Source organism: Paracidovorax konjaci, from assembly GCF_900112675.1.
Taxonomy (GTDB): Bacteria; Pseudomonadota; Gammaproteobacteria; order Burkholderiales; family Burkholderiaceae_C; genus Paracidovorax; species Paracidovorax konjaci.
Map to the genome: position 1 here is coordinate 281,162 of NZ_FOMQ01000003.1, position 21,421 is coordinate 302,582.

At 70.1% G+C, this 21,421-nt stretch carries 17 protein-coding genes; 10 read left to right on the forward strand and 7 right to left on the reverse strand.

Features of this window, described 5'->3' with window-relative positions; translation table 11 throughout:
- The first annotated feature begins 59 nt into the window (after positions 1-59).
- The 3 genes from BM144_RS05740 to BM144_RS23090 all read left to right on the forward strand — a co-directional run bounded on the left by BM144_RS05740 (position 60) and on the right by BM144_RS23090 (position 1,726).
- Positions 60-752 (forward strand): response regulator transcription factor, encoded by a 693-nt coding sequence (locus BM144_RS05740; protein WP_092950335.1) that lies wholly within the window; start codon positions 60-62, stop codon positions 750-752.
- A 193-nt stretch (positions 753-945) separates the two neighbouring features.
- Positions 946-1,425 (forward strand): SgcJ/EcaC family oxidoreductase, encoded by a 480-nt coding sequence (locus BM144_RS05745; protein WP_092950336.1) that lies wholly within the window; start codon positions 946-948, stop codon positions 1,423-1,425.
- A gap of 139 nt (positions 1,426-1,564) precedes the next feature.
- Positions 1,565-1,726, forward strand: coding sequence for a hypothetical protein (locus tag BM144_RS23090; protein ID WP_175525960.1), 162 nt, complete (start codon positions 1,565-1,567; stop codon positions 1,724-1,726).
- 82 nt (positions 1,727-1,808) lie between these two features.
- On the opposite strand, the gene BM144_RS05750 is transcribed toward BM144_RS23090, so the two are convergent.
- Together BM144_RS05750 and BM144_RS05755 are read right to left on the reverse strand one after the other, a co-directional pair.
- Positions 1,809-2,213, reverse strand: a complete 405-nt coding sequence (locus tag BM144_RS05750; protein WP_092950337.1) for a polyhydroxyalkanoate granule-associated phasin — start codon at positions 2,211-2,213, stop codon at positions 1,809-1,811.
- A 113-nt stretch (positions 2,214-2,326) separates the two neighbouring features.
- On the reverse strand, positions 2,327-4,459 hold the full coding sequence (locus BM144_RS05755) for a D-(-)-3-hydroxybutyrate oligomer hydrolase (protein ID WP_092950338.1): 2,133 nt from the start codon (positions 4,457-4,459) through the stop codon (positions 2,327-2,329).
- A gap of 349 nt (positions 4,460-4,808) precedes the next feature.
- Here BM144_RS05755 and BM144_RS05760 point away from each other — a divergent pair, with 349 nt between their 5' ends.
- The 3 genes from BM144_RS05760 (at position 4,809) to BM144_RS05770 (ending at position 8,659) form a co-directional block, all read left to right on the forward strand.
- Positions 4,809-5,084 (forward strand): hypothetical protein, encoded by a 276-nt coding sequence (locus tag BM144_RS05760; RefSeq protein WP_245783554.1) that lies wholly within the window; start codon positions 4,809-4,811, stop codon positions 5,082-5,084.
- 109 nt (positions 5,085-5,193) lie between these two features.
- Complete coding sequence (locus tag BM144_RS05765) at positions 5,194-7,413, forward strand: TonB-dependent receptor (protein ID WP_092950339.1); 2,220 nt, start codon at positions 5,194-5,196, stop codon at positions 7,411-7,413.
- Between the two features lie 55 nt (positions 7,414-7,468).
- On the forward strand, positions 7,469-8,659 hold the full coding sequence (locus BM144_RS05770; protein ID WP_092950340.1) for a PepSY-associated TM helix domain-containing protein: 1,191 nt from the start codon (positions 7,469-7,471) through the stop codon (positions 8,657-8,659).
- 146 nt (positions 8,660-8,805) lie between these two features.
- On the opposite strand, the gene BM144_RS05775 is transcribed toward BM144_RS05770, so the two are convergent.
- The 3 genes from BM144_RS05775 to BM144_RS05785 all read right to left on the reverse strand — a co-directional run bounded on the left by BM144_RS05775 (position 8,806) and on the right by BM144_RS05785 (position 11,995).
- A complete protein-coding gene (locus BM144_RS05775; protein WP_092950493.1) occupies positions 8,806-10,317 on the reverse strand; it encodes a tripartite tricarboxylate transporter permease in 1,512 nt (503 codons plus the stop codon).
- Positions 10,318-10,319: 2 nt separating this feature from the next.
- Complete coding sequence (locus tag BM144_RS05780; protein ID WP_092950341.1) at positions 10,320-10,880, reverse strand: tripartite tricarboxylate transporter TctB family protein; 561 nt, start codon at positions 10,878-10,880, stop codon at positions 10,320-10,322.
- A gap of 155 nt (positions 10,881-11,035) precedes the next feature.
- Complete coding sequence (locus tag BM144_RS05785; protein WP_092950342.1) at positions 11,036-11,995, reverse strand: Bug family tripartite tricarboxylate transporter substrate binding protein; 960 nt, start codon at positions 11,993-11,995, stop codon at positions 11,036-11,038.
- Positions 11,996-12,112: 117 nt separating this feature from the next.
- Between BM144_RS05785 and BM144_RS05790 the strand changes: the two genes are divergently transcribed.
- Genes BM144_RS05790 through BM144_RS05800 form a run of 3 tightly spaced genes read left to right on the forward strand, consistent with a single transcriptional unit; the run spans position 12,113 to position 14,696 of the window.
- Complete coding sequence (locus tag BM144_RS05790; protein WP_092950343.1) at positions 12,113-12,814, forward strand: response regulator transcription factor; 702 nt, start codon at positions 12,113-12,115, stop codon at positions 12,812-12,814.
- Positions 12,811-14,280, forward strand: a complete 1,470-nt coding sequence (locus BM144_RS05795; protein WP_092950344.1) for a sensor histidine kinase — start codon at positions 12,811-12,813, stop codon at positions 14,278-14,280. Before BM144_RS05790 ends, BM144_RS05795 begins: the two co-directional genes overlap by 4 nt.
- On the forward strand, positions 14,277-14,696 hold the full coding sequence (locus BM144_RS05800; RefSeq protein WP_092950345.1) for an RNA-binding S4 domain-containing protein: 420 nt from the start codon (positions 14,277-14,279) through the stop codon (positions 14,694-14,696). The genes BM144_RS05795 and BM144_RS05800 overlap by 4 nt, the downstream gene beginning before the upstream one ends.
- Before the next feature lie 22 nt (positions 14,697-14,718).
- Here the strand turns inward: BM144_RS05800 and BM144_RS05805 are convergent, their stop codons facing one another.
- Positions 14,719-15,297, reverse strand: coding sequence for a hypothetical protein (locus BM144_RS05805; protein WP_092950346.1), 579 nt, complete (start codon positions 15,295-15,297; stop codon positions 14,719-14,721).
- Between the two features lie 211 nt (positions 15,298-15,508).
- On the opposite strand from BM144_RS05805, the gene BM144_RS05810 reads away from it, so the two are divergent.
- Positions 15,509-20,101 (forward strand): PAS domain S-box protein, encoded by a 4,593-nt coding sequence (locus BM144_RS05810; protein WP_092950347.1) that lies wholly within the window; start codon positions 15,509-15,511, stop codon positions 20,099-20,101.
- A 66-nt stretch (positions 20,102-20,167) separates the two neighbouring features.
- Here the strand turns inward: BM144_RS05810 and BM144_RS05815 are convergent, their stop codons facing one another.
- A complete protein-coding gene (locus BM144_RS05815) occupies positions 20,168-21,358 on the reverse strand; it encodes a hypothetical protein (RefSeq protein ID WP_092950348.1) in 1,191 nt (396 codons plus the stop codon).
- Positions 21,359-21,421 lie beyond the last annotated feature (63 nt).

The window sequence follows — 21,421 nt, forward strand, 5'->3', positions numbered from 1 at the left end:
CAGACACCCCCCCGCTCCTTCCCGTACCGCACAGGCGGCGGCCGCAGGGAGGCCGCGCGATGAGCCAGTCCCCGATCCTGATCGTGGAAGACGATCCGCGCGTCTCCGACTTCCTGCAGCGCGGCCTGCGCGCGGAGGGCTACGGCGTACAACTCGCGCGCACCGGCACCGAGGGCCTGGCGCTCGCGCGCACCGGCGAACACGGGCTGCTGATCCTCGACGTGATGCTCCCGGGCATGACGGGGCTCGATCTCTGCCAGTCGCTGCGGGCCGAAGGGCTGCAGGTGCCGGTGCTGATGCTCACCGCGCTCAGCACCATCGAGGACAAGGTGAACGGCCTGAAGCTCGGCGCGGACGACTACCTCACCAAGCCCTTCGCCTTCGAGGAATTGCTGGCGCGCATCGAGGCACTGCTGCGGCGCGGCCGCGAGCAGCGGCCCAAGGCCACCGCGCTGCAGGTGGCCGACCTGGTGCTGGACCTCGAACGCATGCAGGCCAGCCGCGCGGGCAAGCCCATCGCCCTCACCGCCAAGGAGCTGGCCTTCCTGGAACTGCTCATGAGCGCGCCAGGCCGGCTGTGCAGCCGCGAGCGCATCCTCTCCAACGTGTGGGGCGTGCACGAGGACCCGCTCACCAACGTGGTGGACGTGTACGTGCGCCGCCTGCGCGCCAAGATCGACGACGGCCACCCGGTCGCCCTGCTGAAGACCGTGCGCGGGCTGGGCTACCGCCTGGACGACAGCGTGGCGTGACGGGGTGTGTCTGGGGGAGCCGGGGCAGTGCGCGGCCCCGGGCGCATTCATCCTGCGTTCATGAAGCCGTCAGCGGACCTTCATCGCGCAGCCACGCCTGCGTTCATGCGAGCGCCGAACAATGAAGTCCTGCCCCGATGAAAAGGCAGCACCGCAGACAACGGTGATTTGTTCGACTCTCCAAGGAACCCTCATGACCATGATCCGCGCAGCTTCCATCGCAGCCACCGTGCTCGGCCTCTCGGCCCCTGTCTTCGCACAGGCGCCGGCCGCGGCGCAAGGCTGCCAGCCCATCACCGAGAAGCAGGTGACGGCCCTGTTCGACCGCTGGAACGCGTCGCTGCAGACGCTGGACCCCGACAAGGTGGTCGCCAACTACGCGCCGGACGGCGTGCTGCTGGCCACGGTCTCCAACCAGCCGCGCACGACCACGGCGCAGATCCACGACTATTTCGTGAAGTTCCTGAAAAGCCACCCGGAGGGCAAGATCGACAGCCGCGTGGTGCGCATCGGCTGCAACGTGGCGCAGGACGTGGGCACCTACACGTTCGCCTTCAAGGACGGCAAGAAGGTGCATGCCCGCTACACCTACGTGTACGAGTTCGTGGGCGGCGACTGGAAGATCGCCCACCACCACTCCTCGGCCATGCCCGAGACAGTCGCCGCCAAGTAAGCGGGCCGGCGCGGACCGTGCGGCGGCGTGCATTGCGCCGCCGCGGCACGGCGCCGCAGGCCTTCTCCTTCCCCTTCCCTTTTCCCTGCCTGCCAAGCCGGGGGCCTTGGTGCCCCGGCGGTCCAGGAACGCAATCGCCATGGCCCATCCGAATCCGCGCCCATCGCACCCGGCCGCGCCGTGCGCCGCCCTGCGCTACCGGCATCTCTTCCACGACCATGCCCCCTGCCAGCCGCAGCGTGCGCGGCGCCACGCGCGGCCGCAGCCGCCGGGCGCGGGGGACGCGCCATCGCCCGGCTGAGGGAACCGAATCGTGGCTGGCGGCAAGCGGCGCACAGGCGGGTGCCGCCGCAGCGGCCCCCGGCGGAACGGGCCGTACCGGATCAGACCAGCGGCGTGTGCGACAGGCGCCGCGCGTTCGCCACGGCGGCCCGCCGCACGGGGGCCATGCCCTTGCCGAGCACGCCCACCGCCGCGTCCTGCCACTGGCGCGCCAGCGCCGGGCCAATGGCCATCGTCCAGGGGGTCCACCAGAGGCGCGCCATGCCGGCGGCCATGGTTTGCTGGGCCAGCAGGGCCTGCGTGCCCATCGCGGCCCAAGACTGGACGAAGGCCCACTGCTTCTCGGCCACCATGCGCCCGAACTCGCGCCGGTCGCGCTCCGAGGGGTTGCCGCCGGCCAGGGCCATGCGGGCGACGCGGTGCGCCACCACCGAGGGCACGGCCATGGCGAGCTGTGCGCCCTGGAAGGCCAGGGCCTGGGTGCGGCGGGAAGATCGGATGGGCATGGGCATTCCTTGGTGTGGACTGAGAGCCCACTCTAGCCCTGCCCGTTGCCGGCCTGCTGTCAGCCGGCGCGCCGGCCGCGGTGTGGCGGCCGCGCCCCCCGGCCGTCAGCCGGTCAGTCGGGAACGGAGATCGCGCCGCTCGTGACGGTGATCGCATTGGCGGCGGCCGGCGTGGCCGCGATGGGCGGCACATTGGCCGCCGTGATGGCGGGCGCGCCGCCGGGCGTGCCGCCGCGCGGCACGGTCCGCACGACCTGGCTGGGCGGCAGGGCCTGGCCGTTCACGAGGTGCTCGTACATGGCGTCGAGGGCCCGGTTGAGGTACACGTGCAGCGGCACGTAGCGGCTGTCGTAGCCCGGCAACGCGGCCGTGAGGCCGATGAAGCCGTCGAAATGCTGCGCATTGGTGACCTCGATGTAGCGCAGGCGGCTGGCGGAGCCCTCCACGCGCCGGTTCAGCGCCGCATAGGGGCGCGAGGTGTGGTTGACCGGCAGCAGCGCATCGTCGCGGCCGTGCACGATGATGGCGGGCTTGCCGCGCAGGTTGCCGTTGCGCCGGGTCTCGTCCAGCCCCGCCTGCAGGCGCTGCGCCGCGGCATCGGTGCCCGTCAGCAGGTTGCGCAGGCACAGCGCGCCTTCGAGGTTCCAGGTCGGCACGCCCGCCGTGTTGAACGAGAAGACATCGCGCACCGGCACGCCCCGGCTGCGGTTGTTCACGATCTGCACGCCCGCCGTGGGAGGAATGCCGTTGCCGGTGGAGAACATGTCCGCCAGCACCGTGGACGGCGTGGGGCCGACCGCGCCGATCGACGACGTGGTGGCGAAGCTGTAGCCGCAGAGGTTGTCCTTCACGCTGCTGCGCGAGAGCGCGTTGGCGTAGGTGACGGCGATGGCGGGCGCCACTTCGAAGGCCGCGAGCGATGCGTGCAGCGCGCCCGATTCGGGCTCCCAGCCATAGGAGACCAGCCGGGCCAGGGCCTCTTCAGCCTGGGCGTTGGTGCTGGTGGCGGTCAGCAGGCCCTGCGCGCGCAGGCCCGCGCAGCGGTTGGCCGCCGCCGGGAACGCCGGGTCCGCGAAGCGGATCGCGAAGGTGGCGGCGAAGGGCGTGGAGGCCAGCGAGGGCGCGAGCGCCGCGCAGCTCTGGTAGAGGTGCGCCTGCGTCACGTAGTCGATCAGCGGGCGCCCGTTCACGGCCACCGTGCGGCCACCGCGCTGGACGGTCACGCCGGCATTGGCGGGCAATTGCACCGAGGGCTCGGAGACGGCCACGCCGTCGATCAGGCCCTGCGTGTCGAGTTCGGCCGCGGCGATGGCGGCGCCACCGCCGTTGGAGAGGCTGGACGCGATCACCGTGGTGTTGGACGGCTGGAAGCTGCGCAGCGGCTGCCCGCCGGGCGAGCGGTCACCGAAGCGCTCGTTGATCACGTAGAAGGCGAACTCCACGGCCTGCAGCGTGGCGCTGCCCCAGTCCTTCTCGGGGTTCTGGCCCGAGTGCGCGTGCTTGAAGGCCAGGCGCTGCGGCGTGGCCGCGTTGAAGGCGGCGAGGTCGGCGGCCGAGAGCCCGGCATTGAAGGCCGCGCGCGTGCCCGCGAGCGTGGCGGTGGTGCGCGTGCCGTCCACCAGCGCCACGGTGTCGGTCTGCAGATCGTGCGGCGAGGTGCCCGTGCCCTTGTCGGTATAGGCCACGGCGCAGCCGCGCTTCAGGCCCCATTCGCCGGTGGAAATGCCGCCGTAGATGCCGCTCGAGCCCGACGAGGTGGCGGTGACGATGCAGGGCCGCGAGCGGTCGAATCCGTCCGGCACCTGCACCATGAGCGTGATGTTGCGCCGCCCCGTGCCGTCGTCCGAATAGGCGATGGCCTCCAGCCCGGCGACCTTGCCCTCGCCCGAGCCGACGCGGCCCTGGGCGTCGATGTTGGGGCCGTACAGCGTGCCGTAGCCGCCCGCGGTGGTGGTGTCCACCAGCGCGCGGTAGTTGGTGTAGATCGCGTTGCGCCGCAGTTCCTCGGCCGTGGGCTGGCTGCCTTCGTAGCCCGGGGCCTGGTCGTCCTGCAGGCCCGTGCGGCCCATGCCGGCCGTCAGCAGGTCGTCGCCCACGCCGTCGTAGGTGGTCTGCCGGATGTCGTTCAGGTAGGTGGGGCGGGCGTTGAAGTCGAAATCGAGCGAGGCACCGCTGCCCCCGCCCCCGCACGAGGACACGGCAAGGGCGGAAAGCAGCAGCGGGGCGATGGTTTTCTTGTGGTTCATGGTCGATTCCTCAGGAGGCGGCGGACGGCCGCGGCGCCAGGCGCCAGAGGCGGGGCTTGCCGTCCGGAGGCCGCATTCAACCACGGCCGGGGCCGCGCCGCCAGGGTTTCTCCCCGTGCGCGGGGCCCCGCGCCGCGCACGGGCCGCGCGCCGGGCCGCAGGGACCGCGGATTCCTTGGGCCGATTCCACGAAATTCAATGCGAACTATTCGCAATACCTTTTAGAATCGGAAGTTTGCGAAAAACAGTGCCCTGGTGGGGAGCCCCGGCGGACGTGCATGTCCCCGGGGCGCGCTGTCCAGCCCGGGCCGGCCGCCTTCCTCCCACGCGCACGCAGCCCGAGCCATCCATGCCCTCCTCGACCCCCGCTTCCGCGCCGCGGCCCGCCGCCGGCCTCTCCGCCCCTGCCGAGCCCTCCGACCTGGAGGACACCGCCTCCACGCGCAACGGCAGCCTGTGGGGCTGGCCGATCGCCCTGGGGGTGCTGACCACCAGCGGCCTCATCAGCGCGCTGGTGTCCGAGGGCTGGGGCGATACCTGGTCGTGGGTGGCGCTCGGCGTACCCGTGGCGGTGATGGCCTGGTTCGGCCTGCGGCGCCGACCTCGCCCAACGCAATCGCTATAGAAACAATAGCAAACTATTCAATGGATACGGCGGCATGAGGCCCCCAGCGCCCTGAACCGCCGTCGCCCGCAGGTTTTCCCCTTTGTCCACCCCTTCCAGGCCCACCGCCATGCTCCGCCACCATCCCATCGCCCTCGCCGCATCGCTCGCCCTCACTTTGCTCGGCCAGCAGGCCGGTGCCCAGACCGCCGGCCAGCCGGCCACCGCACCGGGAGCCGAGACGCCGGCGCTGCCGACCGTGACCGTGGGCGCCAGCGCCGACGCATCGGCCCAGGGCCTGTCGCCGGCCTACCCCGGCGGCCAGGTGGCGCGAGGCGGCCGCGCGGGCATCCTGGGCACCAAGGATTCGATGGAGACGCCGTTCGCCATCACCAGCTACACCAACGAGCTGATCCAGGACAAGCAGGCCAAGAGCGTGGGCGAAGTGCTGCAAAACGATGCGGGCGTGCGCATGGCGCGCGGCTTCGGCAACTTCCAGGAGGCGTATTTCATCCGCGGCTTCATCCTGGGCTCGGACGACATCGCCTACAACGGCCTCTACAGCCTGCTGCCGCGCCAATACATCGCCACCGAGCTGTTCGAGCGCGTCGAGGTGCTGCGCGGCGCCTCCACGTTCCTGACCGGCGCCACCCCGGCGGGCGGCGGCATCGGCGGCGCGGTCAACCTGCTGCCCAAGCGCGCGCCCAACGAGCCGCTGTCGCGCGTGACGGTCGGCACCGGCTCGGGCGGCCGCGGCGAGGCGGCGGTGGACATCGGCCGGCGCTTCGGCCCCGATGGCAACACCGGCATCCGCTTCAATGCAGCCTACCAGGACGGCGACACCGCCGTGGACCACGAGAAGCAGCAGCTCGGCCTGGTGGCCCTGGGCCTGGACTGGCGCAGCCGCGACGTGCGCCTGTCGGGCGACATCGGCTGGCAGGACCACCAGCTGCGCGGCACGCGGCCCAACGTGTCGCTGAGCGGCGTCGGCTCGGTGCCCGCCGCGCCCGACGCCTCGGCCAACTTCTCACAGCCCTGGTCCTATTCCAACGAGCGCGACGTGTTCGGCACCTTCCGCGGCGAGGTGGATCTGGCGCCCGACGTCACCGCCTGGGGGGCTTACGGCCTGCGCCGCGGCAAGGAGGCGAACTCGCTCGCCAACCTGACGGTGAGCAACGCCGCCACCGGCGCCGGCACCACCTACCGCTTCGACAACACCCGCAAGGACCGCGTGGACACGGGCGAGGTGGGCGTGCGCGGCAAGCTGCGCACCGGCGCGGTGGGCCACGAATGGGTGGCGTCGGCGTCGTACTTCGAGGCCGAGAAAGACAACGCCTATGCGATGGACTGGCGGAACACCATCGCCTCCAACCTCTACCAGTACCGGCCCACGGCCCTGCCCGGCTTCAGCGCCAACACGCTGTACGGCGGCTCGCTGTCCGCGCCCAACCTCACGGGCCGCACGCGCCTCGTGAGCTTCGCGGTGGGCGACACGCTGTCCTTCCTGGACGACACGGTGCTGTTGACGCTGGGCCTGCGCCACCAGAAGCTGGAGGTCTCCGACTTCGCCTACGGCACTTCGGCCCCGCTCGGCCACTACGACCAGAGCCGCAACAGCCCCATGGCCGGCCTGGTGTTCAAGATGGCGCCGCAGTGGTCGCTGTACGGCAACTACATCGAAAGCCTGAGCCAGGGCCAGACCGCGCCGGCCACGGCCAACGGCGTGCCGGTGGTCAACAGCGGCCAGCAGCTCGCCCCCTACGTCTCCAAGCAGAAGGAAGTGGGCGTGAAGTACGACGGCGGCCGCCTGCGCGGATCGCTGGCGCTCTTCAGCACCACCAAGCCCCGCGCCTACATCAATTCCGCCAACGTGTTCGGCACCGCCGGCCAGGACCGCCACCAGGGGATCGAGCTGGACGTGCAGGGCGAGGCCACCCACGGCCTGCGCGTGCTGGGCGGCGTCACCTGGCTCGACGCGCAGCAGCGCGAGACCGGTACCGCGTCGCTCAACGGCAAGCGCGTGATCGGCGTGTCGCGCCTGCAGGCCAATGCGGGGCTGGAATGGGACGTGCCCGGCATGCCGGGCCTGGCGCTCGACACGCGCGTCGTCTATACGGGCGCCAGCTACGCCGATGCCGCCAACGCCCTGCGCGTGCCGGGCTGGACGCGCCTGGACCTGGGCGTGCGCTACGCCACCGAATGGAGCGGCCGGCTCGTGACGCTGCGCGCCCGCGTCGACAATGTGGCCGACCGCAACTACTGGGCCTCGGCCGGTGGCTACCCGGGCTCGGGCTACCTGGTGGTCGGCGCCCCGCGCACCTTCAAGCTGAGCGCCAGCGTGGACTTCTGATCCCCGCGCGCCGCCCGCCCCTTCCCGAGCCCCTCTCCCCACGCGACACAACGACATGACACCCAAAGCCCTCAAAACCTGGTCCTGGCTGCACAAGTGGAGCAGCCTCGTGTGCACCGTGTTCATGCTGCTGCTGTGCCTCACGGGGCTGCCGCTGATCTTCCACCACGAGATCGGGCACCTGCTGGGCACCGAGGTGGAGGCGCCGGCCATGCCCCGGGACACGCCGCGCGCCAGCCTCGACAAGGTGCTGGAGGTCGCGCGCGCGCAGCATCCGGACCGCATCGTGCAGTACGCCTCGCAGGGCGAGGACGACCCCAACGTGTGGTTCGTCACCCTCACGCACACGCCCGAGCCCACCACCGACTTCCGCTCGGTGGCGGTGGACGCGCGCACCGGCGAGATCCTGGCGCAGCCGCGGTTCGACCAGGGCTTCATGTACATCATGTACAAGCTGCACGTGGACCTGTTCGCGGGCTTGGCGGGCAAGCTGTTCCTGGGCTTCATGGGGCTGCTGCTGCTCGTGGCGATCGTCTCCGGCGTGGTGCTCTACGCGCCGTTCATGCGCAAGCTGGAGTTCGGCGAGGTACGCCGCGACCGCTCCACGCGCGTGAAGTGGCTCGACCTGCACAACCTGCTGGGCATCGTCACGCTGGTGTGGGCCTTCGTGGTGGGCGGCACCGGCATGATCAACACCTGGGCCGACCTGCTCATCAAGTACTGGCAGCACGACCAGCTCTCGGCGCTGATGGCGCCCTACGCGGGCCAGCCGATCACGCCGCAGGCCGAGCGCGGCTCGCTGCAGAAATCGCTGGACGTGGCCCTGGCGCGCGCGCCGGACACCAAGCTGTCGTTCATCGCGTTCCCCGGCACGGCCTTCTCCAGCCCGCACCACAACACGTTCTTCCTGCATGGCAGCTCGCCCCTGACGTCCAAGCTCTACCAGCCCGTGCTGGTGGATGCGCGCACCGCGCAGGTCACGGCGGCGCCGGAGCTGCCCTGGTACCTCACCGCGCTGCTCATCTCGCAGCCGCTGCACTTCGGCGACTACGCGGGCATGCCGATGCAGATCCTGTGGGCCCTGCTGGACATCGCCACCATCATCGTGCTGGGCAGCGGGCTCTACCTGTGGCTCAAGAAGCGCTCCACCGCCGCCGCGCAGAAGGAAAAGGACCAGGCAAAAGCCAACGGGGCGCCCCGGGGCACCCCGCTGGAACCTGCCGCTGCGCGCACCGCGCGGTCCTGACACGCAGTCCCGACGCGCATCCACCTTCTCGGTGTCCGCGGACGCCGGGGACCAGGCTTTCGCCCGGCCACCGGTGGCATCCCCCTTCCCGTGCTCAGCGCGGAAGAAGGGACAAGGCGCAAGGCGTCACGGCGGTTTCGTTGCCTCTAGGCCGCAGCCAACCGCATCCGGCGCGCGGCCCAGCCGCGCAGCACGCGCGGCAGCACCAGCACGGCCACTACGATCACGATCAGCGTGAGCGACATGGGGCGGTTCACGAACACCATCCAGCTGCCCTCGCCGATCGAGATCGCGTTGCGCATCTGGGCCTCGGCCAGGGGCCCGAGGATCATGCCCACCACCACGGGCGCCGTGGGAAAGTCGAAGCGCCGCATCATCACGCCCAGCAGGCCGATGCCGTAGAGCAGGAACAGGTCGAATGCGCTCTGGCGCATGCCGTAGGCACCCACCGTCGCGAAGATCAGGATGCCCGCGTAGAGCTGGGGCTTCGGGATCTTCAGCAGCTTCACCCACAGGCCCACCATGGGCAGGTTCAGCACCAGAAGCATCACGTTGCCGATGTAGAGCGAGGCGATCAGCGCCCACACCAGCGCGGCTGAACTCGTGAAGAGCTGCGGGCCGGGGTTGATGCCGTAGTTCTGGAACGCGCCCAGCAGCACGGCCGTGGTGTTGGAGGTGGGAATGCCCAGCGTGAGCAGCGGGATCAGCGCGGCCGTCACCGTGGCGTTGTTGGCGGCTTCGGGGCCGGCCACGCCTTCGATGGCGCCCTGGGTGCCGAACTCTTCGCGGTTCGCGCCCTTGGCGAGCTTCTTCTCCGTCGCGTAGCTCAGGAAGGTGGGGATCTCGGTGCCGCCCGCCGGGATGCAACCGAACGGCGTGCCCAGCAGCGTGCCGCGCAGCCAGGCCGGCACGGAGCGCTTCCAGTCGCGCGCGGTCATGTGCACGCGGCCCATGGCATTGCGCGTGTCCACCTGGCGGCCTTCGTACATGGCGGCATACAGCACCTCGGCCACTGCGAACAGGCCCACGGCCACGAGCACGATGTCGATGCCGTCCAGCAGCTCGGGCTGGCCCAGCGTATAGCGCGCCGCGCCGGAGATCTGGTCCATGCCCACGCAGCCCAGGGCCAGGCCCACGAACAGCGCGGTGAGGCCGCGCACGGTGCTCTGGCCGAGCACGGCGCTCACCGTGGTGAAGGCCAGGACCATCAGCATGAAGTATTCCGGCGGCCCGAGCTTGACGGCGAATTCCGCCACCGAGGGCGCGAACAGCGTCACCACCACCGTGGCGATGGTCCCGGCGACGAACGAGCCGATGGCCGCCGTGGCGAGCGCCGCACCCGCGCGCCCGCTCTTGGCCATCTTGTTGCCCTCCATCGCCGTCACCATGCTCGCGGTCTCACCCGGGGTGTTGAGCAGGATGGAGGTGGTGGAGCCGCCGTACATGGCGCCGTAGTAGATGCCGGCGAAGAAGATCATGGAGGCCGTGACCTCCACCTTGGCCGTGATGGGCAGCAGCATGGCCACGGCCACGGCGGGGCCGATGCCCGGCAGCACGCCCACGGCCGTGCCGAGCGCGCAGCCCACCAGGGCCCAGAGCAGGTTGGCGGGCGTGGCCGCGGTCGCGAAGCCCTGCAGCAGGGCGTTGAAGATATCCATCATCACAGCCACCCCGTTTGCGTCAGGCCCGGCAGATTGATCGCCAGGAATTGCGTGAAGGCCCAGAACACGGGCGCCGAAATGGCCAGGCCCGTGAAGGCGTCCACGGCCCAGGTGCGCGGCGATCCGGCCGCCGGCTGGTGCGCGGCGCGGCGCAGGCCCTGCACCGCCAGCAGGTAGCACAGCGTGCAGCTGAGAATGAAGCCCACGGTGCCGATGAGCGCCGCATTGAGCAGCAGGCCGGCCGACACCCAGACGAACGCCTGCCTGTCGGCGCGCGCCGCGCCACCCGGCGCATCCATGGAGCGGAAGCCGCCCGAGAACACCTCCCACAGCAGGAAACCGCCGCACACGGCCAGCACGGCAGACACCAGCCAGGGCAGGAAATTCGGGCCCACGCCGCCGTAGCCGGCCTCGCCCGGTATCTGCAGCGCGCCGGCCGCCAGCGCGGCCGCGACGAGCAGCACGCCGCAGCCCACGATGGTCTGGGCCCGGCGGGAAGGCACGGCTCCCGCGCTGCTGTCAGGCGCGGCCGAGGGAGAGGGGACAAGAGGCTCTGTCATGGTGGATATGTCCTCCAGGGATGAGGCGCCGCCGGCCGCGCGGGCGCACGCCACCGGGGTGGCGCGTGCCGTGCAGAGCGCGGTGCGCTGGGGAATGGGTCGGCGCCGGGGCGCCGGGGGTCGGCGCAGGGCGCCGTGTCGGGCCGGGCGGCCGGTCAGACCATGCCGGCCTTGACCATCGTGGCGCGCATGCTGGCGAACTCGGCATCCACGAAAGCGCCGAATTCGTCGCCCGCGAGCCACGCGGCGGTCCAGTCGTTCTTCTCCATCGACTCGGCCCAGCTCTTGCTCTTGGTGGCCTGGGCGACCATGTCGATGAGCGTCTTGCGCTGCTGCGCGCTGATGCCCGGGGGCGCGTACACGCCGCGCCAGTTGCCGATCTCGACGTTGACGCCCTGCTCCTTCAGCGTGGGCACCGCAGAGCCCTTCAGGCGCTGGCCCGAGGTGACGGCCACGGGCACCATCTTCTTGGTGTTGATGTACTCGGCCATCTCGCTGTAGCCGCCGCCGCCGATGGTGACGTTGCCGCCCAGGATGGCCGCGATGGCCTCGCCGCCTCCGCGGAACGCCACGTAGTTGATCTTGGCCGGGTCCACGCCCACTTCGCGCGCGATCATCGCGGCCGCGATGTGCTCGGTGGAGCCGCGCGAGCCGCCGCCCCACTTCACGCTGCCGGGGTCCTTCTTGAGCTGGGCGATCACTTCGGCCATGGACTTGAAGGGCGAATTGGCGGGCAGCACGAAGACGTTGTATTCGCTCGTGAGGCGCGCGATGGGAGTGGCCTGAGACAGGTTCACGGGCGGCTTGCCCGTGATGATGCCCCCCACCATGACCGAGCCCATCACCATGAGCGCGTTGGGATCACCCTTGCTCGCGTTGACGAACTGCGCCAGGCCGATGGCGCCGGCCGCACCGCCCTTGTTGTCATAGGTGACCGAGGAGGCCGCGCCGGCGTCCTGGAGCGCCTTGCCGAGCGCGCGGCCCGTGGTGTCCCAGCCGCCGCCGGGGTTGGCGGGCAGCAGCATCTTGATCGCGGACGCGGCGCGCGCCGACAGGGGCAGCGCGCCCGCGGCCGCGAGGGCCGCCAGGGATCTGAGGAAGGTATCGCGCCGCATGCGTGTCTCCTTTTATGGGTGTACTGAACCGGGCCGATGATGCGCGCGCTTCCTGTCAAACGGCTGTCCGCCGACTCAGGGAAAACACCCATGACGGAGCCGCGCGGGGGCGGTGCTATGGTCCGGCGCATGCAACTGCTCCTCGTGGAAGACGACCCCGCCATGCAGGCCACGCTGCAGCGCTCCCTGGCGCGCCGGGGCATGGAAGTGACCGCGCTCGGCGATGGCCGGGCCGCCCTCGCTCAATGGACCTCGCGCCCGCCCGACGCCGTGGTGCTGGACCTGACGCTGCCGGGCCTGGACGGCCTGCAGGTGCTGCAGCAGGCCCGCGCGCAGGGCCTGCGCACGCCGGTGCTGCTGCTCACGGCGCGCGGCACGGTGGGCGACCGGGTGCTGGGGCTCAATGCCGGAGCCGACGACTACCTGCCCAAGCCCTTCGATCTCGATGAGCTGGAGGCGCGCCTGCGCGCGCTGGTGCGCCGCCTCGGCGACCTGCCCGAGACGCGGCCCGCCGCGGGCTCCGGCGCCGTGGTGCTCGGCGCCATCCGCTACGAGAAGGACAGCGGGGCCATCTACCTCGGCAACGAGGTGATGGAACTCACTCCGCGCGAACTGGCGCTCATGCACGCACTGCTCGCCCAGCCGGGCCACGCCGTGGCCAAGGAGCGGCTCTACGAGCTGGTGTTTCCCGGCCAGCTCGACGTGCAGTACGAAGCCATCGAGGTGGTGGTCTACCGCCTGCGCAAGAAGCTGGCGGGCACGGGCCTCACGCTGATGACGCTGCGCGGCCTGGGCTACCTGCTCAAGGCCGATCCATGAAGCGGTCCGGCCCGGGCGGGGCGCGTTCGCTGCGCCGGCAGCTGCTGGCGGGCATCCTGGTGCCAGTGGCGCTGTTCATCGCCTACAACACCGCCAGCCTCTACAGCGAGACGCTCTCGGCGCTGCACACGGCCTACGACCGCACGCTGCTCGCTTCGGCCAAGACCATCAGCGAGCAGATCGACGTGACCGGCTACGACGATGCCGCCCAGTTGCGCGCCACCGTGCCCTACTCGGCCCTGGAAGCCTTCGAGGCGGACAACCAGAGCCGCATGTTCTACCGCGTCTCCAACATGCACGGCGAAATGGTGTCGGGGTTCGCCGAGCTGCCCATCTGGCGCGGCCGCATTCCCGCGCGGCCGCCCTATGCGGCCCTGGTCGACTTCTACGACGACGAGTTCCGGGGCCGCCCGGTGCGCGTCGCGGTCCTGCTGCAACCCGTGGCCAGCGCCTCCGGGCGCGGCATGGCCGTGATCCAGGTGGCCGAGACGCTGGAGCTGCGGCGCACGCTGGCGCTGCAGATCCTCCGGACCACGCTCGCGCGGCAGGCGCTGCTCGCGCTGGTGGTGGCGCTCATCGTCGTCGTCGTGGTGCAGCGGGCGATGCGGCCGGTGCGGCAGCTGAGCGACCAGCTCCAGACGCGGCCGGGCGACGACCTGCGTCCCATCGCCGCGCCCGGCTCGCCGCGGGAGCTGCTGCCGCTCGTCGATGCGACCAACCACGTGATGGGCCGGCTGGCGCACCTGCTGGCCCACCAGAAGCGCTTCGTGCGCGATGCCTCCCACCAGTTGCGCACGCCGCTGGCGGTGCTCAAGACGCAGGTGCAATCCGCGCTGCGCGGCGATGCGCCGCCCCAGCAGGCGCTGCTTGAAATCCAGGTCACCGTGGAGCGCGCCACGCAGCTCGCCAACCAGATGCTGGCCCTCGCCAAGGTGGAGCAGCTGCGCCAGCAGAGCGCGGCGCCCGAGACGCGGTTCGACGAAATCCTGCGCAGCGTGGCGCTGGAGATCTCGCCCCTCATCGCCCAGAAGGACCTCGACTTCGGCATCCACACCGATGCAGCGCCCATCCCCGCCCACGAATGGATGCTGCGCGAACTCACGCGCAATCTGCTGCACAACGCCATCCGCCATTCGCCCGGCTCGGGCGTGCTGTCGGTCGACCTGCGTTCGGACGGCCGCCATGCCGCGCTCACCGTGTCCGACCAGGGGCCCGGCATCGATGCGGAGCTGGCCCAGAGGCTGTTCCAGCCTTTTTCGGCGGGCGATGTGCGGACCGGCTCAGGCCTGGGCCTGGCCATCTGCCAGGAGATCGTGCAGGCACTGGGCGGGCACATCGAACTGGTGAACCGCGAAGACAACGGCCACATCGCCGGGCTCGACGCCATCGTGCGGTTGCCGCTGCGCGCTCCATCAGCAACGGCCGACACCCCGGCAGCGCCGGCTCGCGGACAATCGGGCCCATGACCCCACCCGAATCGATGCGCCTGGACAAGTGGCTGTGGTGCGCGCGCTTCTACAAGACGCGCTCGCTGGCCGTGGAAGAAATCGGCAAGGGCCGCGTGACCATCAACGGCCAGGCCGCCAAGGCGTCCCGGGAGCTTCGCCCGGGCGACACCGTGGCGCTGCGCCAGGGCCCCATGGCCCGCACGGTGGTCGTGCGCGGCTTGAGCGCCATGCGCGGCCCGGCCGTGGTGGCGCAGCAGCTCTACGAGGAGACGCCCGAGAGCATCGCGGCGCGCGAGCAGGCGGCAGAGATGCGCCGCCTGGCACCGGAGCCAGCCGCCAGCCTGAACGAAGGACGGCCCACCAAACGCGACCGCCGCGACATAGACCAGGCGCACGACTGGGGCAGCCGCTGGAGCGCCTCGGTGGACGAGTGAAGCGCCGCCGCCCGCGGCCGACTCACCCCGCAGCCGTCGGGCGCAGCATGCGCAGCACCACGTTCAGGTAATCGTCCATGCGCTGGCGGGCGCTTTCCGCTTCGCGCTCCAGTTCGCGCAGGCTCTTGGCGCCCTCTGCCGCATCGAGGGCTTCGCCTTCGCCCAGGCAGATCGCCGACTGGCGGCGCGCCAGGCGCACTTCGGCGTTCTGCCAGTCGCGGCGCAGTTCGCTCCACTGCTCGGAAGCCGCCCGCAGCGCCGGCGCGCGGTCGGTCTCCGGCGTGGCGCAGGCCGGGGCGGGCCGCTGCGATGCCGGCGCAGAGGAGCGCCTGCGCCGCAATCCGTCCTGTCCCAGCGACGAGCGCGAGAGGGCGAAAGTCTTTTCTGCCGCCAATTCCTCGGTGGCCCAGCGCCCGCGCACCGCATACCACGCGCCGCCGCCGACGGACCAGGCGCCGCGCCAGCCATCACCGCTGGCCCACACCATGATGCCGACCTGGCGGCCCGCATGCTCGCGGTACCGCACGGGCTCCCTGGCCGATGGAGGAGTGGCGCCCGCCTGCGCAGTCCGGTGGGAGGTCGTCGTAGGTTGTGAGTCCATGCCGCTGAGCGGGCAAACGGCGTGCCCGGACGCGCAGCCTTTCTTCGCAGGCGCCAGGCCGGCTCACAGGCCGGGTTTGGTAAAAATTTCTCACCGATGCGCATTCCGCTGAATGGCAAATCTTCCGACTTACCGACCCGTGGGGATGAGCTAGCATCGTCCCCCAATCGCCTTCCACGCACCACGAGTGCACACCCCACAAGGACAAGAGATGGACGAGATCATGACGGGCGATGCCGAAGATGCCATGGCAGGCCCGGTGCCTGCACGTGGCTATCAGGCCTTGCCGGTGGTGGGCCTGGGAGGATCGGCAGGCGCATTGCAGGCCCTGCGAGATTTCTTCGCGGCCATGCCGGCGCAGCCCGGCATCGCCTTCGTCGTCGTGCTGCACCTGTCGCCCGAGCATGAAAGCATGCTGGCCGAATTGCTGCAGCGCGTGACCACGCTGCGCGTACAGCAGGTCACCGACACGGTGACCATGGAAGCCGACACGGTCTACGTCGTGCCGCCGCGCAAGGTCCTGGAAGCCCAGGACGGCACCCTCACGCTCGGCCCGCTGCCGGCGGACCGCCAGCGCCACGTCGCGGTGGACCTGTTCTTCCGCACGCTCGCCGATACGCATGGCCCGCATGCCACCGCCATCGTCCTGTCGGGTGCCGACGGGGACGGTGCCATCGGCATCAAGCGCATCAAGGAGCACGGCGGCCTCACCATCGCGCAGGACCCGGAGGAAGCGTCGTCCAGCGGCATGCCCAGCTCGGCCATCGCCACCGGCATGGTCGATTGGGTGCTGCCCGTCGGCCAGATGGCCCATCGCGTGCTGGAGTACCACCGCATGGAGCACCGGCTGCAGTTGCCGACCGTGCAGAGCGCGCCGCCGCAGGCCTCTGCCAGCACCGACCTTCCCGACGAGGACGCGCTGCGCGAGGTGCTGAACTTCCTGCGCCACCGCACCGGGCGCGACTTCAGCGAATACAAGCGCGCCACCGTGGTCCGCCGCGTCGGCCGCCGCCTGCAGGTCAACGGCATCGCCACCATGGCCGGCTATCTCGATTGCCTGCGCACGCGCCCCGGCGAGGCGGGCGCCCTGCTGCAGGACCTGCTCATCAGTGTGACGAATTTTTTCCGCGACCCGGCGTATTTCGCGGCGCTGCAGGCCTGTCTGCCGGAATTCTTCCAGGGCAAGAGCGGCGCCGACACGCTGCGGGTGTGGGTGGCCGGCTGCGCGACCGGCGAGGAGGCGTACTCCATCGCAATGCTGCTGACCGAGCACGCCCGCACGCTCGACTCCGCGCCCGTGCTGCAGATCTTCGCGACCGACTTGGACGACAGCGCCATCCGCGTCGCCCGCGACGGCTTCTACCCGGCGGCCATCGAGGGCGATGTCTCCGCCGACCGGCTGCGGCGCTTCTTCGTGCGCGAGCGCGGCGGCTACCGCGTGCGGCGAGAACTGCGCGAATGCGTTCTCTTCGCGGTGCACGATCTGCTCAAGGACTCGCCGTTCTCGCGGCTCGATCTCATCTCGTGCCGCAACCTGCTCATCTACCTGAACCGGGAAGCGCAGCGGCGCGTGCTCGACACCTTCCATTTCGCGCTACTGCCCGGCAAGACGCTGTTCCTGGGGTCGGCCGAGTCCGTGGAGGACAGCGATTCGCGCTTCGCCGTCGTGGACGAACAGCACCGCATCTACAGCCACCAGATCGCGCCCCGCACGGAACTGCTGGCCTCTGGCAGCAGCGGCACCATCGTGGCCGCGATGGAAGCACAGTTCACGGCGCACCAGGGGCCGATCGTGCACTCGGCGGCCGTGGCACGGCCGTTCGCAGACGCGGCCCGGCCCCTGATGTCAGCCCCGGGCAGCAAGCCACTGTCGTGGGGCGAGCTGCACCTGCGACTGCTCGAACACCTCGCGCCACCATCGATCCTGGTCGATGGCGAGCAGGAAATCCTGCACATGTCGCCCTCGGCGGGCCGCTTTCTGTCCTTCCATGGCGGCGAGCCTTCACGCAACCTGCTGCGGCTCATCCACCCGGCCCTGCGCATCGGTCTGCGGGCGGCCCTCTACCGCGCGGGCCGCACCGGACAACCTGCACTGCTGGAAGCGGTATCGCTCGACATCGCAGGCGGCTCGGTGTGGCTGGCCCCCGAGGTGCGGCCCATGCCCGATCTGGTGCCGGGACTGTCGCTCATCCTGCTGCCCACGGCACCGGTCGCTCCGCTGCCCGTTGCCGCCCCGGCCGAGCTGCCCTCGGACGCCGCGGCCGAGCAGCTCGACCGTGAACTGGAACTGCTCAACGCGCAACTGCGCAGCACCATCGAGCAGTACGAGGCATCCACCGAGGAACTGCGGGCCAGCAACGAAGAGCTGCAGGCCATGAACGAGGAACTGCGCTCGGCCACCGAAGAGCTGGAAACCAGCCGCGAGGAACTGCAGTCCATCAACGAAGAGCTGACCACCGTCAACCACGAACTCAAGAGCAAGGTGGACGAGCTGGGCCATGCGAACAGCGACATGCAGAACCTGATGGATGCCACGGCCATCGCCACGGTGTTCCTGGACCGCGACCTGCGCATCACCCGTTTCACGCCTTCCGCCGTCACCCTGTTCAACCTGATCGCGACGGACGTGGGCCGGCCACTGTCGAACCTGCGCACGCAACTGCAATACCCCGAACTGGCCGAGGATGCCCGTCGCGTGCTGGAGCGGCTGGCGCTGGTGGAACGCGAGGTGGGCGCGAGCGACGGCAACTGGTACCTCGTGCGCATGCTGCCCTACCGCACGCTGGACGACCGCATCGCCGGCGTGGTGCTGACCTTCGTGGACATCTCCGAGCGCAAGCAGGGCCAGGAGGCGCTGCGCCGCTCCGAAGACCGCTTCAGCGCCATCGTGAACCAGGCCGTGGTGGGCGTGGCGCAGACCAGCCTGGACGGCCGCATCACCTTCGTCAACCGCCACTACAGCCACATGCTGGGCTATGGCGACGAAGAGCTGATCGGCATGCAGCTGCTGGACCTCGTCCATCCCGGTGACCGGCGCCTCAGCGCCCATCTCATGAAGCGGCTCACGGAGTTCGGGGAACCCTTCCATATCGAGAAGCGCTGCCTGCGCAAGGACGGCAGCACGCTGTGGCTGCACAACAGCATCAGCTTCCTGGCCGATGCCGAAGGCCGCCCCACGGCGTCGATCGTCGTGTGCAACGACATCAGCGAGCGCAAGCGTGCAGAGAACGCATTGCGCGAAAGCACCGAGCGGCTGCGCCTCGTCGTCGAGAACGCGGTGGAATACGCGATCTTCTCGACCGACCTGGACCGCCGCATCACCACCTGGAACAGCGGCGCGGAGCGCATCCTCGGCTACAGCGAGAACGAGGCCATGGGGCAGCTCGCCGACATGATCTTCACGGCCGAGGACCGCGCCGCGGAAGCGCCGCTGGCCGAAACCCGCACGGCCCTTGCCACCGGCGGAGCGCTCGACGACCGGCTGCACCAGCGCAAGGACGGCAGCCGCTTCTGGGCCAGCGGCGCGCTGATGCCCATGCACGACAGCGCCGATGCGGTGGTGGGCTTCGTCAAGATCCTGCGCGATCAGAGCGACCAGCGGGAAAGCCAGCAGGCGCTGGAGCAAAGCCGTTCGGACCTGCTCAAGGCGCTGCGCGAAAACGAAGAGGCGCGGGCCGCACTCCAGGCGGCCGACGCCACGAAGGACCGTTTCCTCGCGGTGCTGTCGCACGAGTTGCGCAACCCGCTGGCATCGATCGCGAGCGCGTCGGCGGTCCTGACCAACGACAGTGTCGCGGCCGGTGAGCGCGGGCAGGCTTCGCTCATCGTGGAGCGGCAGGCACGCGCGATGGCCGTACTGCTGGACGATCTGATGGACATCTCCCGGCTGCGGCTGGGCCGCATGGCGCTGCAGAAGCGCGAAGTGCCGTTGACCGAGATCGTCGAGGCCGCGCTGGAAGCCACGCGGGGTGCCATTCGCGCAGCGCGCCATGAGCTCGTGCTGGACCTGCCGAACGATCCCGTGGTGCTCGATGCCGATCCGGTGCGCATCGCACAGGTGCTTGCCAACCTGCTGAGCAACGCCGCCAAGTACACGCCCGACCAGGGGCGCATCCGCCTCGCGGCATGGGTCGCATCCGGGCAGGTGTTTTTCTGCGTGGAGGACAACGGCATCGGCATGGACCCCGACAGCGTGGACGACATGTTCACGATGTTCTCGCAAAGCCCCGACGCAGGCGTCCGGCATACGCAGGGGCTCGGCATCGGCCTGGCGCTGGTGCGCAACATCGTGGAGATGCACCAGGGCCGCGTGCGCGGCGAAAGCGATGGACCGGGGCGAGGCAGCCGGTTCACGCTGCAACTGCCGCTGCCCCCGCAACCGGCTGCGGCCAGGGACGAACGCCGCACCGCCGCGCAGGCCGAGCGCAGCGCCGCCGGGGAAGGCCCGCGCATCCTTCTTGCGGATGACAACGTGGACGTGACGTGGTCCGTCTCCCACCTGCTGGAGGGCTGCGCCGTCACCACGGCCGCCAATGGGCATGAGGCCCTGCAGCTGGCGCGGGAGATGGAACCCGACGTGGCCGTGCTGGACCTCGGCATGCCCGGGCTGGACGGCATTTCCGTGGCACGCGCCTTGCGGGCGGAACCGTTCGGCGAACGCATGCTGCTCGTGGCAGCCACGGGCTGGGGGCAGGAGCAGAACCGGCAACAGGCGCGGGATGCCGGTTTCGACGCCTACCTCGTCAAACCGCTGGACGTGCGGGAGCTGCAGCGCCTCATCAAGGCGCACCTGCAGCCCCGCTGAGTACCACCTTGGCAGCCCCGGCCGACCGCTTCGGGCGGACGGCCGGGCGCTTTTCCGGGTTCTTCCCTACCGGGCCGGCATGCCGGCGGCGGCCTGCGCTTCGCGCACCAACTCCGTTCCGGGGGTCCAGGCATAGCTGTCCGACGCCGCGCGGGAGGGCGATCCGTTCCGGTTCACCGCTTCGCGGTACTGCAGCGACGTCTCGCCCTCTTGCGCAGGCGTGTGCACGAAGCGGGTGCCGTCCTTGCGGAAGTCCGTCTCGGCATCGACCACCTCGCGCACGTAATCGCGATGGCTTTCGAAGCGGATGAACGCGGGCAGCGCGCCATCGCCAAGCACTTCGGAAGGATCGCGCCGCTCCAGCCGCTTGAACAATTCCTGCACCACCTGGAAGTGCCCCAGCTCGTAGTCCAGGAACATCTCCCAGATCGCACGGATGCGGGGGTTGCTTTCCTGCTCCACGCAGCCGGCATAGTTCCACACCTCGCAGGCTTCGGCGATCAGCAGTTTCTCCAGCGGCGTCTCATGGGGGTTCAGCATCGAGCCGTAGTGCGTGATGTGCTGCGACTCCACGGAAGCGATTTCCGCGTACAGCTGCCGCGCCACTGGATCGGCGAACAACGGACCGATGTTCATGTAGTAATCGTGCGTCTGGTATTCACCGCCGGTCAACGTGAGCGCATGCAGTTTCGTGGCCAGCACGGCATCGGGGCCGTAGGGCTCCAGCAGGTCGTGCTCGGGTGCACGGTGGTGCACCCAGGTGGCGCGTGCCGGCACGATATCGGTATAGCCCTGCGTGATGTTGTTGGCATCCTTGCCTTCCAGCCGGTCCAGCAGTGCGCTGTAGCGGTAGAGGTGATCGAAATCCTCCAGCAGCGCATAGCGGTAGCCCTGCGCGAGGTAGCTGTCGGGTTCGAGCCTGGCCACCGACGCGGTGACCTCGATGGCCGTCTGTTCGTAACCGATGGTGGTCTCCAGCGGCGAATGGTCTGCGCCGATGAGCCAGTTGATGGTGGTGGCCTGGTATTGCTCGACACGCATGAGCTGCGCGATCTGCGGGCGGGCATCGGCGTTCATGCGCAGCAGGACCTGCTTGGTGCGCAGCGCATCGAGTTCGACGCCATTCATGAGAATGGCACGCACCCGCGTGAAAGCATCATCGTCGAGCTTGCTGATGGGCTTGCCCACCATGTCCTTCCAGCTCAGGCGCTGGCGGTCCAGCGCTGTGCCTTTGTCCTGGAAAAGATGGATCGTCATGGGATGTCCTTGAATGAAGGGTGGCGGCATCTCTGCCGTGGAAATTGCGCGCGGACGCTGCCG